Annotated in this window: 13 protein-coding genes, 1 tRNA gene and 2 pseudogenes; 4 read left to right on the top strand and 12 right to left on the bottom strand. The window is 60.0% G+C overall.

Features of this window, described 5'->3' with window-relative positions; translation table 11 throughout:
• The 3 genes from bla to Q0025_RS13995 form a co-directional block, all read right to left on the bottom strand.
• The coding region (gene bla, locus Q0025_RS14005; RefSeq protein ID WP_297300183.1) for a class A beta-lactamase at positions 1 to 701 on the bottom strand (701 nt) is incomplete at its 3' end.
• A gap of 114 nt (positions 702 to 815) precedes the next feature.
• On the bottom strand, positions 816 to 1,046 hold the full coding sequence (locus Q0025_RS14000) for a hypothetical protein (RefSeq protein WP_297300181.1): 231 nt from the start codon (positions 1,044 to 1,046) through the stop codon (positions 816 to 818).
• 114 nt (positions 1,047 to 1,160) lie between these two features.
• Positions 1,161 to 1,595 carry a hypothetical protein gene (locus Q0025_RS13995; protein ID WP_297300179.1) on the bottom strand — a complete coding sequence of 145 codons (435 nt, stop codon included), beginning with the start codon at positions 1,593 to 1,595 and terminating at the stop codon, positions 1,161 to 1,163.
• A gap of 497 nt (positions 1,596 to 2,092) precedes the next feature.
• Between Q0025_RS13995 and Q0025_RS13990 the strand changes: the two genes are divergently transcribed.
• On the top strand, positions 2,093 to 2,512 hold the full coding sequence (locus Q0025_RS13990; RefSeq protein WP_297300177.1) for a CBS domain-containing protein: 420 nt from the start codon (positions 2,093 to 2,095) through the stop codon (positions 2,510 to 2,512).
• Between the two features lie 67 nt (positions 2,513 to 2,579).
• Here the strand turns inward: Q0025_RS13990 and Q0025_RS13985 are convergent, their stop codons facing one another.
• The 3 genes from Q0025_RS13985 to Q0025_RS13975 form a co-directional block, all read right to left on the bottom strand.
• Positions 2,580 to 2,810: an alpha-amylase domain-containing protein gene (locus Q0025_RS13985; RefSeq protein WP_297300175.1), complete on the bottom strand. Its 231-nt coding sequence runs from the start codon at positions 2,808 to 2,810 to the stop codon at positions 2,580 to 2,582.
• Positions 2,811 to 2,947: 137 nt separating this feature from the next.
• A complete protein-coding gene (locus Q0025_RS13980) occupies positions 2,948 to 3,121 on the bottom strand; it encodes a DUF1328 domain-containing protein (protein WP_297300173.1) in 174 nt (57 codons plus the stop codon).
• A gap of 66 nt (positions 3,122 to 3,187) precedes the next feature.
• Positions 3,188 to 3,751 (bottom strand): type 1 glutamine amidotransferase domain-containing protein, encoded by a 564-nt coding sequence (locus tag Q0025_RS13975; protein ID WP_297300170.1) that lies wholly within the window; start codon positions 3,749 to 3,751, stop codon positions 3,188 to 3,190.
• A gap of 492 nt (positions 3,752 to 4,243) precedes the next feature.
• On the opposite strand from Q0025_RS13975, the pseudogene Q0025_RS13970 reads away from it, so the two are divergent.
• The 3 genes and pseudogenes from Q0025_RS13970 to Q0025_RS13960 all read left to right on the top strand — a co-directional run.
• A pseudogene (locus tag Q0025_RS13970) lies at positions 4,244 to 4,525 on the top strand (septal ring lytic transglycosylase RlpA family protein); the annotation flags it as partial.
• A gap of 717 nt (positions 4,526 to 5,242) precedes the next feature.
• Positions 5,243 to 6,187, top strand: a complete 945-nt coding sequence (locus tag Q0025_RS13965) for a hypothetical protein (protein ID WP_297300166.1) — start codon at positions 5,243 to 5,245, stop codon at positions 6,185 to 6,187.
• Between the two features lie 13 nt (positions 6,188 to 6,200).
• Positions 6,201 to 7,511: a hypothetical protein gene (locus Q0025_RS13960; protein ID WP_297300164.1), complete on the top strand. Its 1,311-nt coding sequence runs from the start codon at positions 6,201 to 6,203 to the stop codon at positions 7,509 to 7,511.
• A gap of 42 nt (positions 7,512 to 7,553) precedes the next feature.
• Here Q0025_RS13960 and Q0025_RS14950 read toward each other — a convergent pair whose 3' ends face one another.
• The 6 genes and pseudogenes from Q0025_RS14950 to Q0025_RS13935 form a co-directional block, all read right to left on the bottom strand.
• On the bottom strand, positions 7,554 to 8,045 hold the full coding sequence (locus Q0025_RS14950; protein ID WP_366939477.1) for an RES family NAD+ phosphorylase: 492 nt from the start codon (positions 8,043 to 8,045) through the stop codon (positions 7,554 to 7,556).
• A gap of 56 nt (positions 8,046 to 8,101) precedes the next feature.
• Positions 8,102 to 8,440: an antitoxin Xre/MbcA/ParS toxin-binding domain-containing protein gene (locus tag Q0025_RS13955; RefSeq protein ID WP_297300163.1), complete on the bottom strand. Its 339-nt coding sequence runs from the start codon at positions 8,438 to 8,440 to the stop codon at positions 8,102 to 8,104.
• 2 nt (positions 8,441 to 8,442) lie between these two features.
• The gene (locus Q0025_RS13950; RefSeq protein ID WP_297300161.1) at positions 8,443 to 9,738 is read right to left on the bottom strand and encodes a hypothetical protein; all 1,296 of its coding nucleotides are present in this window, start codon (positions 9,736 to 9,738) and stop codon (positions 8,443 to 8,445) included.
• Between the two features lie 561 nt (positions 9,739 to 10,299).
• Positions 10,300 to 10,375 (bottom strand) — tRNA-Thr (locus tag Q0025_RS13945).
• 85 nt (positions 10,376 to 10,460) lie between these two features.
• A complete protein-coding gene (locus Q0025_RS13940) occupies positions 10,461 to 12,041 on the bottom strand; it encodes a heme biosynthesis HemY N-terminal domain-containing protein (RefSeq protein WP_297300159.1) in 1,581 nt (526 codons plus the stop codon).
• 98 nt (positions 12,042 to 12,139) lie between these two features.
• A pseudogene (locus Q0025_RS13935) lies at positions 12,140 to 12,580 on the bottom strand (hypothetical protein); the annotation flags it as partial.

The raw sequence follows: 12,580 nt of genomic DNA, 5'->3' as shown, positions 1-12,580 counted from the left end.
TTCGCGATCCGCCAGCTTGCCGGAAGGCCAACGCGGAGGCGGCGCGTCGCGGCATCCTTCGCGCCGATCATCCATCGCGTCAGAAGGGCGCGCGAGGTGTCCGATAGGACATCGCCGAGCAGCAAAAGGCGCAGCGTCCGTGCCATCGCGGCGGGAGACGTGGTGTCGCGGATCTCGCCGGGCTTGACGATGTTCAGAGCCGGCTCCGTGCGGTCGAGCCGGGTCACAGAATCGCCGAGCGATCGCAGATAGTGCGTCAGCGCCCGCGCACCGCCGAAGCTCGCGAACAGCAGATTGGCGGCGGTGCTGTCGCTGACCATGATCGCCGCTTCGCAAAGCGCTGCGATCGTCATGCCGTCGGGGCCGACATGCGGGCTCGTTGCCGTGAAGGGCGACACCAGCTCGCGCTCGGTGAAGATGATACGCCGGTCGAGCTGCTCCTCGCCGTGATCAACCCGTGCCAGTACGAAACCCACGGCGAGCGCTTTGCACGTGCTGCACATGGCAAAACGCTCGTCGATTCGGTTGCCGACCAGCCGGTCGGTCGCGGTATCGAGGATTGCGACTCCGAGCCGGCCGCCGCTCCGCGATTCGAGCGCCCGCAACCGTGCCTCAATGCCGCTGTCGGCCCAGGCGCGGGACGCCGGCGACACCAGCAGCGGCGCCACCAAGGCGAGACGGCGCGTGATGGGGACTGGCATGCGAGCTCAGTTTTTATTTGTATGGGGTCCCGGCCCGCCAAATGCACAAATATAAAACGACGGCGAGATGGCCCGCCGTTTCCGGCCGGTCCAATCTGCGCCGCCGTCTAAAGTTCAGCGCACCAGCCCGGCGCAGCCCTTCAGTCCGTCGAGCGCCTTGTTGGCCGCTTCCATCGACGGATATTTCTTCATGCTCATGACCTTCATGCCGGGATAGCCGCGCGGCGAGGAGACGGCGGCGGAACAATTGCCGACCGTATCTTTCACCAGACTATATTTGCTGGCGGCGAGGCTTGGCGTTGCGACGACGGCCGCCAAAAAGGCGACTGTAACCAACATCTTCATGCAGTTTCCTCCATTGCGTTTTTTAATCTCTGACGATTGCATGAAAGGCCCGGCCCAGGCAACGGAAACCTTGGACGTTGCTAAACAGTGCTTAACGCGCGCCCCGCGGCCCGATCAATCGAACAGCGCCGCTTCGAGCTCGGCGGCGGAAGAGACGAGGCGGGCGCCGCCGCGCGCTGCGGCAACGTCCTGAAGCGGCTCCGGCACCTCGTTGATGACGTCAGGGTTGGCCGCGCAGCAATTCGGATCTTCCCGCACGCCGGCCAGGACACAGAAGGCGCGCGTTTGCCGAAGGACATTATAAAGCGCCTCCCAGAACTCCGGGAAACCCTCGTAACTCGGCGGGCGGTTGATCGAAAATCCGTCGATCATTTCACCCGCTTCGACGTCCATATCGATGAACGTTTGTTCGCCGCTTCTAAGATTCAAACGCCAGTAGGTATCCTTCACGTCCTCGACAAAGGGCGCGAAGGCCTGCTCGACGATGCTGCGCGGAAAGTCATTCTCGCCATCTTCCGAAAACGCGGAGACAAACATATCGAGGCTCATGGGCGATCTTCCTTTGCCGGGCTCAAGCGCCGCGGCGAAAGTATCATCGCGCGTGCGGCGGCCGCAACGCGCCGAACCGAAAAGCGCTCGTATCGATCGGATTGCGGTGACGGAGCGGTCGCGCTGATTCTGCGTCCGCGGCGGCCTCGCGCGGTTCAACGGCGTCACGGCCGCGCTTTGAGGCGCGCCATCGAAAAATCAGCGGATTGATTCATCTCAAAGAAGACCCTCTCGCGCGGGCCTAAATCAGCATCAGATCGCGGCGGTCCTTAAAGGGATCCAGAAATGCTGTCCGATATCGTCATGTTCAGCTTGGTGCTGTTGCTTCCGGCGCTCTTGGCAGCGCGCGCTTTGGCCTGCTTGCCGGAGGCTTCGCCAGCGCGCCGGCGCCGCGACGCGCAGCCGCGGTGAAGCGCCCCGCTTTTTGCGCACGGCCAAGTCCACGAACCTCGTAAGCCGGAGGGCCGATCGGCCTTCTTTCACCATTGGAGGACAACATGAAAGTGAAAGACGTCATGCATAAGGGCGCAATTTGCGTCGAGCCGCGCACCTCGCTTGCGGACATTGCGAAACGGATGCGCGATGACGACATCGGCGCGCTGGCCGTGCGCGAGGACGGTCATTTGGTCGGGATCGTGACCGATCGCGACATCGCCTGCCGTGCCTTCACTCGCGCCGAGGATGTGAGCCGGCTGACGGCGCAGGACGTGATGACATCGAATGTCGTCTGCTGCGGCGCCGACGACGATATCGAAGCCGCGGTCACCGTGATGGAATCGAAAAAGATCCGCCGGCTTCCGGTCACCGATGGCCATAAGACGATGGTCGGCATGCTGAGCCTGGGCGACATCTCGCATAAGGTGAAGCGGGATCTGTCGGGCGACGTCTTGCGGGCCGTCTCGGCGCATCACGGGTGAGCTGCGTCAGCAGCAAAGCAAAGGCCCCGCCGGCAAGCCGACGGGGCCTTTTCTTGTCGCGCGCGGTTTAGCGGACGAAGGTCGTGCAAGCCTTGACGTCGTTCAGCGCCTTGTCGGCGTCGGACCAGGACGAATAGGTCTTGTCGCTGACGGCCTTCAGGCCCGACCAGCCGTTCGGCGCGGTGACGACAGCGGCACAATTTCCGACTGTATCTTTGACCAAGGAAAAGGTTTCGGCGGCAAACGCCGGAGTCACGGTGACGGCGGCGAACAGAACGGAAATGACCAGCTTTTTCATCAGACTTATGCTCCACTCATATTGCAACGGGCCGCTTTGCCGGCGGCCCAAGAGAGCAATATCGGTTCGAGCGAAAGGGAAGCCGCACATTGTTGTGAACGCGGCACTCGGCCGCGCGATGGCGGGCTTCTCGCCGATCAGAACACCGCTTTGCCGACCATGAAGGCCACGGCGACAAAGGCGACGAAAATGACGAGCGCGAGAACGAACAGGATTTTCGCAATCGTCGCCGCGCCGGCGGAAATATTGCTGAAGCCGAGGAGACCGGCGACGATCGCGATCAACAGAAAGATCAGAGCCCATTTCAGCATGGCAGCCACTCCTTTTCAGGCTGCCAACGCTGCGATGAAGCCAAGGTTCCGGTGCGCCGGTGCCTGTTAGGCGGCGTGCCGGGCCGCGGCGCGGCCGAAGAGGCCGAGCATCTCGCGGTTGAAGGCGGGGATGTCGTCCGGCCGGCGGCTCGTCAGAAGATTGCGGTCGACGACCGCTTCTTCGTCGACCCAATCGGCCCCGGCATTGCGCAGATCGGTCTTGAGCGAGGGCCAGGAGGTCATCCGCCGGCCGCGCGCCCCGCCCGCCTCGATTACCATCCAGGGTCCATGGCAGATCGCCGCGACCGGCTTGTTCGCCTCGAAGAAGGCTTTGACGAAGGCGACGGCCTTCGGCGCCATCCGCAGCGAATCCGGGTTGAGCACGCCGCCCGGCAGAAGCAGCGCGTCGTAGTCGTCGGGCTTCGCCGCATCGAGCGTCAGGTCGACCTGCGCCGTGTCGCCCCAATCCTTGACCTGCCAGCCGCGCAAGGCGCCCGCTTTCGGCGAGACAAGCGTGGTGGTCGCGCCGGCGGCGTCGAGCGCCTTGCGCGGCTCCTGCAATTCGGCTTGCTCGAACCCGTCCGTCGCGAGAATGGCGACCTTCAATCCCTTCAGCGCATCCTGAGCCATCATATCTCTCCAAAGCTTGGCGCCGGGCGTCGCCGGATGAGCGGCGGGCGGCGCGAGTCGAGTGCGAGTCGAACGCTCGCTGAGCTAGGTCACGCCGGGCCGGCGTCAAGACAAACGAGGCTAAAGCTGCGGCGCCGAATCGTCTAAGCGGAGCCGTTGGGCGAGCCGGAAAAGCAAGTTCCTAAAATATCGTAAGTAGAAATAGCAATAGCCGCGCTGCGACGGGAAATTTGAACGCAATCCGGCGCTTATGACACATTTGCTGCGGCACTTTGACCAATCCGCCGAGGCTTGTACCTCACTATTGCCGCATAGGTTGCCTTTTATGAACACATTGTAACAATCAATACGCACCCTTCGGTAACCACCAGAAAGGGTGACGTGTTGAACGCAACGAAAATAACGCTTTTGGTCGCTTCTCTTCTTGCGCTGTCCTTCCAAACTGCCTCGGCGCACACGCGCCATCATTTCCATCATCATTTCGGTCAGCATTTGAGTCTGAGCGGCGGGTCTTTGATCACCGCGTCCTATTATCAGTCCGGCTATCGGACCGCCTCGGGGGAGCGTTTCAATCCCAATGGCTTCACCGCCGCGCATCGCAGCCTGCCCTTCGGCACGCGCCTGCAGGTGACCAATCCCCGCACCGGCCGCAGCGTCGTGGTGCGCATCAATGACCGCGGCCCGTTCGTGCGCGGCCGCAGCCTCGATCTCGCCCGCGGCGCCGCCTTCGCGATCGGCATGCGCGGCACCGGCGCGGTGCGCATCGCCATCCTCGGCCGCGGCGCGACTTACGCGTTCGCAGCGCCGGCCCCGGCCAATGCGGATCGCTGGTATGCCGATGCGCGGCATGAGCCGGCCCGGCCCTACGGCTGGCGCAGCGCCGCCAGCGCGCCTTCGCCGAAGATCGAGGGCTCAAACCTCAATCGCGTCCTCGCCGAGAGCACGCCGATCCAGTCCACTTGGCGGGACTAAACAACCGCTCGATATCGTAGCGGCCGTACGCGGCCGTTACGGATGGCGGGGGGAGGGTGCGCAAGAGGGAGTCATATCTAATCTACATCGGCTTGAATTCACACATACTAATTTAATAATACGCAGACATATACCAACTTTTGTACCAACAATTTCTATCGGGCCTGCGGTTCCATTCCTCGAGTTGCGATAGTCGCTTGCAGTTGTTGAAGGAGCATTCCGCACGGAAAGACCTTCCTTCATTTTGGCCGCGGCACCAGTGAATTGGCAAATAGCTTTATTGAATTCGTTGGCTTCAAAATCGGTCGCGGTTAAGCTATTCGGAACACGGCAACGAGTTGACACCCCACCAGATAGGAAGGTGGGGCTTCGCTAGTCTTTGAATTATTGGACAGCTTCGTTGCCGCTGCCCTAGTAGGGAGAACGCCGTTTCTGATGGACCGAAAGTCAATTACGTTTCGGCACCCCCTGCACTCTGAGGTAATCGATACGCTCAGGCATGCCGGATTGAGCTGTGTGATGACGGCAGATCTGATCGTTAGCGTCATCTCCCTTTTGGCGAATTATGAAGAAGAGGGAAAGCATCTATCGCCAGACATATTTGTCTGTAATTCAATCACACAATTAGTAAGGCGCCTTGGGACCGGAGAGTTCGTGAAATTAGGGTCCGTCACACTCGACGGAAAAGCCGGTGTCAAAATATTGAAGGAGGCTGCTCCGTTAGCTACCGGGAATTGGGCCATATTTTGCGAGCGGACGGGTGATTCGGAAGTGAGCTATGGGCTCTTTATTAGTTCCACCGACCCGTCTGCAGTCAGCATGATCGAAACTGCACTGGAAACGCCAGACGAAAAGTTTCCGGTCCTTTTACTAAGACAGCTTGGGCGGAATAAAGTCGAGATACGATCTAATTCGTCGCGATCCCGCTCTTTTCATTTCAACGGAGAAGACTCATCAGCGGATTTCAGTGATGCAGATGTTGACGAGCTTGCTCGCTGCATTGCTACGGGAGCTCCTGAGGAGATCAGCGAAGCTTTACCTGGCTTCGTTAAGCGGGTGCTGTCCGAAGCTCTGCAAAACTCACATGGCGCACTCATTGCGGTCACAGCCACCGGTCAAGAGATACCGGCTTCGCTTAATGACATGGTCAGGCTTGAGCCGTACATTGATTTGGCCGATCGGTTGCGGCAGCACCGCCTGGACTGCTCGCCCCGATCCCTAGTAGCCCTCCAGGCCGCCTCCAACCTGTTACAAGGCATTATCTCAAGTGACGGCATCACTGTCTTTGAACAGGGAGGAAAGTTGTTGGGGTATCGAGCATTTATCCAGTCTCCGGCTCCGCCCCCGGGGACGACCGGCGGTGCTCGAACGAGAGCATTTAATGCGCTTTCCGAAAAGGTAGGCAGCGAATTCAAAGCCGCTTTCTTTTGCTCGCAGGACGGCACGACAAAGCTAAAAATTTAGTGCGGAGTTCTCGATGAACAGTGAAATTACTGTTTGGCAGGCGCCTCAAACTGATGTCGTACCGGCCAGCGCAAAGACCGCTACTGAGATCGTTTCATACGCCACTCAGTTAAATAAGAAGGATGTCCAGCACATCATCGCTGCGTTCCAGGCCAGCAGCTATGAGATGGTCAGCGGCTTTGTCCTCAGAAAGAGCCTTTCCGCGCTTAAGAAGCAACTTAGCGCGTTGGGAATGGGCTTCATCGGAGAGATGTTAGCTCGCCCAGATATCACGGAGAACTCGTCGGCCAATTCGGTGATAACCGACTTTGAAGCGATTAATCTGGGGCGAGAGCTAGGCATTATCAGCACGACGGATGCCAAACGCCTATCGCAAGCAATCGAGATGCTCGCTCATTTCGATAACTTATCGCCAGAAGAAAGTGACGAAGTTGATTTCACAGCAGAAGAAGCAACGCTTTACCTCCGAACATGCGTGCAGGCAGTCCTAGGAAAAGCCTCGTCGGAACCGTCTTTATCGTTTGTAACCTTCAGAGCGCAGCTTGAGGAGCGAACCTTCAAAGCTTTGGATGGCGAGATAGTGCAGCTGGCGCAGTCGCCATATTTTTTCAAGCGAACAGCACTCAGCGTTCTCCTCTCAGGCATAAAAGCTAAGTCAGGTGCTCAATTCGAGCATCTGGTGGGAAATTCGGCCGTCATCATTCCGGTACTTTGGGAGTCATTAAAGAGCCAAGAGCGATGGTCGGTTGGACAGACATACGCCGAGGTAGTTTCGGCGGGATTATCAGCCGCCGCTAAGGGCATCAAAACGGCTCTGCTCGCCGTAAAAGGATTCGACTATGTTCCGGAAAGCTTACGATCTAGCACATTCACCGCTGCCGCTAATGCCGTTTTAACCGCCCACAGCGGATTTCAGAATTTTTATAACGAGCCTGCCGCGATTCAAGCATTGGCGCGCTTAGGGACCACGATTCCATGGCCAGCTTTTGCGAACTGCATGACTGCAATATTCGCGATTGCCTTAGGCAATCCGTATGGGGTTTCTTGGGCAGCTCAGCCAGATGCAAATTCATTGCTCGATCGACTGTCTAACAATCAGTGGGACTATTTTCTAAACGAGTGCCTTCCGCGGGACCGGCTGATTCTAGGTAAGCTCTGTTGGGATAAGCCTCGGGAGAACTGGTCTAATCTTGTGAAAAAATACGAACTCGGAGAAAGCAACGTTAAGAACATCCACGTAAAGAGACTTCTTTCAGCAACAGAAGCAGGCAAAGCGGACGAAATAAAGAGACGAGCAGAGGGGTTGCTGTCGTCAGCACCATAGTGCCGGCCGGCGATGTCGATTAGAGCTCGAAAAGCAAACGGATCACCGACCTGCTCGCCACCGGGACCAATCAACGATTTCGGTGCGTATGGTTTTTAGTGAAGTGGCGGCGTCGCGATCCATGAATATGACCAGATTTTGTGATTTATGCCTCGCGCTTGGAATCAGGAGACCGTCGAACTCCATGAAATGAGCAGCAGCGGCCAGACCCTGCGTTGCCGTGTAGTCAAAAGACTCGTATCTGGACACATCCACACCGAAAGGCGCGAGGCCAGAAACGTCAATGAACTGCAGAGTTCGGGCCGTTCGAATTCCAATTTCATGGATTTCGGACTCTAAGCGACTTGGCCACACAGGCTCGAGTGAAAGCCTAAATCCGATTTCTGCAAGAGCGCCTTCTCGTTCAAGGCTAGTGTAGAGAACCTCAACTGTGGCGCCCGGGCTCCATCGCCCATTCGCAGCTGAGCCACGGATCGGATCGCGACCTTTCTTTGTAACGCGCCAGACCGCCGACTCGAAAGGGACCGGATCCATCCGCTCCAGCGCATCCAAAATGCTGCGATCGTGAACCCGGCCCGAGCTTGCCATGACTAAGTGTAAGATCCCTCATTGAGGCTCTCAATGATGGTGAGGACCTCATCAGCGCGTCCCTCATGGATCAAATCGATGGCACGTTCACCATTCAGCAGGCGATGCTTTGAGTACAGCCATACGCGAGTCTCTTCCGGATCGTAAAGCTCAGCGAGTCGATCAACGACATACCGCAGATCTGAAATGAGAAGTTGCGTCTTGGGATGCGGAAAAGACGCGCCAGAACTCCAGCGGGACACGGTCGCCGGCGATACTGACGCGATATTGGCGACATCCGTTCCCTTAAGCCCGCCCCGTTCCTTTAGATCGTCGATGATTGCCGCTACTGCGTTTCCCATGGCTACTGTCCCAGCACCGCGCTCACGGCCTTTGCGCCACCCCCTCGAAATCTCACTGTGGGCGAGCGCGTAGGGGCATCCGCTTTTTCATGCAAGGCCGCTAGGGCATCACGGAGACGAATCAGTCGGACCTTGGCGTCGCTTACGGCTTTCAGAACCTTCTGGTCGGTGATCTTCAGTCGAACCGCATGGCGCGCCGATCGGATCGCCGGGTCGAGGTGATACAGAAGGAAATGCTCAGCCCGTCTCGCTTCCGGAACTCCGGACAAATCGTCGAGCTGGCGGTGACGTTGGGTGAGGAAATGCACATGGCTATTCTCGATCATGTCCTCGGCTCCGTGGGAACAACACTTTGTATCATTGCAGCCGAAGCGTGACTTTCCGCCTTTTGTATTGAAGATTGCCTGCAGTTGGTCCTCCTTAAAATATCGATCCAGCTCATGCACATAGGCCCGGGCGGCATTACCTCCGCCACCCGATGGCGGTTCCCGCCAGTCCGCCGCCGTGAAGGTTTCCTTCTGTGCAGTTCCGTGACTAAGTCCGCCGACCGCTCCGAACGCTGCAGCAGCAAGAGCCGCAAACCCACCAGCCATATCGACAACCAACGGTCGCCCCAATCTGTGGAGGTCGCGGACTGATTCCACAAAATGACGCGCGCCGGCTCCGGTTGCCGTAGCGCCAAACCCCGACGCTCGAATCCAGACATTCTCTATGGGCATGGACATAAGGTCAGCGACAATGGAGCCGCGATTGGCAGAATCCTTTAGGAGCGTGTTCGTCGTGATTACCTGATAGTCGATAGCGATATTCGACCCGCCACAGTTGTCGAGTTCCCGCCGCAGCGCCTCACACAAACGCAGATCAGCAGACCACCAAGCGTCGTTCACGTGTTCCAGCAAGTGCGTCGGCGCGAGCACCGCGTCCACGCCCGCTTTTACAGCGAAATCGGCGATCGATTTGGGAGCATCCTGATTTCGACGATCCCTGAAGTCGGCCGGATTCCAGGGGCGATCCAAGTTCGCCCATGGCAGCTTTTGTAGCGAAGACGAGCCAAACCGACCGACCGTGGCCATTTCAGCAAAATTCGGGTCAAGCACGATCTCGGAGCCGCTGGCGCGTAAGCTTTTTACCAGTTCAATTTGTTCCTCTAGGTGCGCAGCGTCAAAAACGACTCGGCGATACGGAAAACGACCGGCTGCATGAAGGTCGAGAAGTTTCTTGTGGCCGGTGTGCCCAACTCGCAGAAAGCCCGCCAGAGCGGAAGATTGAGGGTGGAGAACGTGAACCGTAGCAGCCATTGGCGACCTCGAATCGCAGGGAGCCAAAAGCCAAATAGCATTTCTGTTTCACGGAAGCAAGTTATGAAATCAAAACGCAACCATCCAGAGGTTTGTCAGATTCGGGCCCGCGCCGCTCACTGACGTAGGCCGAATTATTTTGTAAAATTTTGAGAGGCACCCTCAGCTGACCGGCAAAGAGTTGCTCGGCGGCCAAAAATCGAAGCCGCGGGGGGTGGGTGAAATATAATCGAATTGGGAGATCAGGAGGGAAATGAAAGTCCGCTAGGGTATACCCATCCGGATATGATTTCTTGGGGCAGAAATGCGTCCGCATGTGTCGGCGACAGCCCTACGGACAGAATGTAAACGGACGTGACCTCAACGCGCGTAAAATGGCGTGAGGCAGCATATCGGTTTGTTGGTACAATTTGGCAGCGGTCCGCTGTACCAACATTTCTACCAACGATTTGCTGGATATGAATATACAGCAAACGGATCAGGACGAAATGAGGATTTCGTCTAAGCGATTGATTTATAACTAAATCAGGGTCGCCTCGGACTTTTCGCGGATAGGGCGACTGGTGCCGCAAGAGGGATTCGAACCCCCGACCCCCTCATTACGAATGAGGTGCTCTACCAGCTGAGCTATTGCGGCGTGCCGGGCGGATTGGCCGGCGCCTCTCTTATGCCGGTTGCGGCCGATTTGGCAACCGCGCCGGCCGCTCTTTATGGAAAGCCGATTATGGAAAGCCGACGCGGTCGGCGGCGTCGGTCTCGTCCGCCTCTTCCGCCGTGCCCGGATCGTCGGGCGCCGCGGGCAGCGGGAAGATGACCTTTTGTTTGGCCGCCCCGCCATTATGGGCGGGCGTCTCGGCCTTGGGCGGCGGCAGGATTTCGGCCGCTGCCGCCGGCGCCATGCTATCGGCCTGCGGCGGCGCGGACATGTCCGGCGCGGCGAGCGCCGGCGCGGTCTCGGCTTGGGCGATCTCGGCCTGGGCGATCCAGGAATCCTCGGCCTCGATCGGCGCGCCGAGCCGGTCGGCCGGCTTCTCCCAGACGAAAGCGTCGAGCCGGCCCGTCGCCGGCGAGATCGGCGCCCATTGCGAGGCGATGATGCCGTCGGCGATCCAGACCGGATCGCGCGGCGCGCGGGCGCTGCGGGCGAGCCATTCGCGCACCTTGCCGGCATCGCCCGTCTCGCGGTCTTCGAGCTCGGCCATGATGAGGCACATGCGCTGCGTCGGGCGCTGGTCCTCGCCGATCAGCGGCGCCATGGCCTCGCGCGCGGCGGCGAAGTCGCGCGCCGCCAAGGCCGCACGGGCGACGAGGAGGCGGCTTTCGGGATCGGCCGGCTTGATCTTGGCGAGCGTGCGCGCCTTGGCGAGCCGGTCGGCATTCGAATCGCCGGGGCGCAGGTTGAGATAGACTTCGGCAAGGTCAGGATGCGGCTGGCGCTCCCAGGCCGTCTCGACGGTCTTGGCGGCTTTGCGCAATTCGCCGCGGCGGGCGAGAATCCGCGCCAGGGCGACGCTGGCGGGGATCAAGTCGGGCGCCCGGTTCAGCGCCTTGCGGGCGAGGACCAAGGCCTGTTCCCATTCGGCCTGGGCTTCCTTTTCCTGCGCCAAAGCGGTTTCGAGCACGGCGCGCTGGCGCTCGCCCGTCGGCGTGTCGATCAATTTGGCGGCGATTTGGCGCTCGAGCACGGCGAGCGCCGCCTCCCAGCGGCCTTCGGCGGCGCGATGGTCGAGAACGGCTTTGGTGGACCAGGAGAGCGGCGCGATCTTATGCGCCTCTTCGGCGAAATGCAGCGCCGCCGCCGGGTCGCCGCGCCGCTGCGCCTCGATATGCAGGCCGCGCAGGCCCAGCAGCTTGGTCGCCGGATCGAGGGTCAATTTGTTGAAGGCGGTCTCGGCCGCGGCGCGGTCGCCCGAAAGCTGCGCCGCTTGGGCGCCGAGCAGCAAGGTCAGCGGCTCCTGATCGAGATGCTTGCTCGCCTCGGTCGCCGATTTGCGGGCGAGATGCGCATCGCCGGCGCCGACCGCGATCATGCCGCGCGACAGCGCCGCATAGCCCTTTTCCTTGCGCCGCCGCTTGGCCCGCTGCGCCAGCCGCGCCGGCACGTTCCACAAATACAGCAAGAAGCCGAAGACGAGCGCGAGAATAAGCGCGATGCCGGCGGTGAGGCCCGCCGCGACCGCGACGCTCGTTTGGACATTATAGCCCTGCCAATTGAGCGAAATGTCGCCCGGATGATTGACGAGCCACGAGATCCCCAGCGCCGCGGCGGCGAGCAATAGAAGAAAGATCAGAACGCGGATCATCGACCTACTCGTGTTACGGGCCGGCTAGGCTAGCACAAGATCACCGGCGCCAAAGCCTACGGCCGGCGCGGCCAGCATGCGCCAACTCCCCGCTGCGCTCAAGATTTCGCCTTGCCGAGGCTCGCCAGCGTCTCGGCTTCGATCGCCCGCGCGGCGGCGATCGTATCGAGCCGCGCTTTCGCCGCCGTGCCGAAGGCCTGCGATTTGGTTCTCGCGGCGGCGGGAAGCGCCGTCCATTGCTGATAGGCGGTCTCGACCGAACCGGCATCGAGCGCATTCTGGATGCGCGTCACCTGCGCGGCAAGGCTGTCGCCGCTCGTCTCGCCGATCTTGCGGATGCGGACGAGGCCTTGCGCGTCCTTCATCAAACGGTCGAGGAAGCCATGCGCCGCCGGCGCCGGTGCGGTGGCGAGAATCGCGTCGGTCTCGGCCGCGAATTGCTTGGCGAGCGCGCCCGGCGTGGCGACGCCGGTGCCGGCCGCAGGCATAAGCCGCGCCAGCGCGGCCTTGTCGAAGCCGCGGGCGGCGAGCGCCGTCAG

Origin of the sequence: uncultured Methylovirgula sp. (assembly GCF_947646745.1) — a bacterium.
Classification (GTDB): domain Bacteria; phylum Pseudomonadota; class Alphaproteobacteria; order Rhizobiales; family Beijerinckiaceae; genus Methylovirgula.
Note: the sequence above shows the minus strand (reverse complement) of the source record. Positions and strands in the feature narration are given on the sequence as shown.

Coding starts and splice junctions, on each gene's coding strand:
- Q0025_RS14000 (WP_297300181.1), bottom strand. CDS start 1,046: ATGAAGATGTTGGTTACAGTCGCCTTTTTGGCGGCCGTCGTCGCAACG.
- Q0025_RS13995 (WP_297300179.1), bottom strand. CDS start 1,595: ATGAGCCTCGATATGTTTGTCTCCGCGTTTTCGGAAGATGGCGAGAAT.
- Q0025_RS13990 (WP_297300177.1), top strand. CDS start 2,093: ATGAAAGTGAAAGACGTCATGCATAAGGGCGCAATTTGCGTCGAGCCG.
- Q0025_RS13985 (WP_297300175.1), bottom strand. CDS start 2,810: ATGAAAAAGCTGGTCATTTCCGTTCTGTTCGCCGCCGTCACCGTGACT.
- Q0025_RS13980 (WP_297300173.1), bottom strand. CDS start 3,121: ATGCTGAAATGGGCTCTGATCTTTCTGTTGATCGCGATCGTCGCCGGT.
- Q0025_RS13975 (WP_297300170.1), bottom strand. CDS start 3,751: ATGGCTCAGGATGCGCTGAAGGGATTGAAGGTCGCCATTCTCGCGACG.
- Q0025_RS13965 (WP_297300166.1), top strand. CDS start 5,243: ATGACGGCAGATCTGATCGTTAGCGTCATCTCCCTTTTGGCGAATTAT.
- Q0025_RS13960 (WP_297300164.1), top strand. CDS start 6,201: ATGAACAGTGAAATTACTGTTTGGCAGGCGCCTCAAACTGATGTCGTA.
- Q0025_RS14950 (WP_366939477.1), bottom strand. CDS start 8,045: ATGGATCCGGTCCCTTTCGAGTCGGCGGTCTGGCGCGTTACAAAGAAA.
- Q0025_RS13955 (WP_297300163.1), bottom strand. CDS start 8,440: ATGGGAAACGCAGTAGCGGCAATCATCGACGATCTAAAGGAACGGGGC.
- Q0025_RS13950 (WP_297300161.1), bottom strand. CDS start 9,738: ATGGCTGCTACGGTTCACGTTCTCCACCCTCAATCTTCCGCTCTGGCG.
- Q0025_RS13940 (WP_297300159.1), bottom strand. CDS start 12,041: ATGATCCGCGTTCTGATCTTTCTTCTATTGCTCGCCGCCGCGGCGCTG.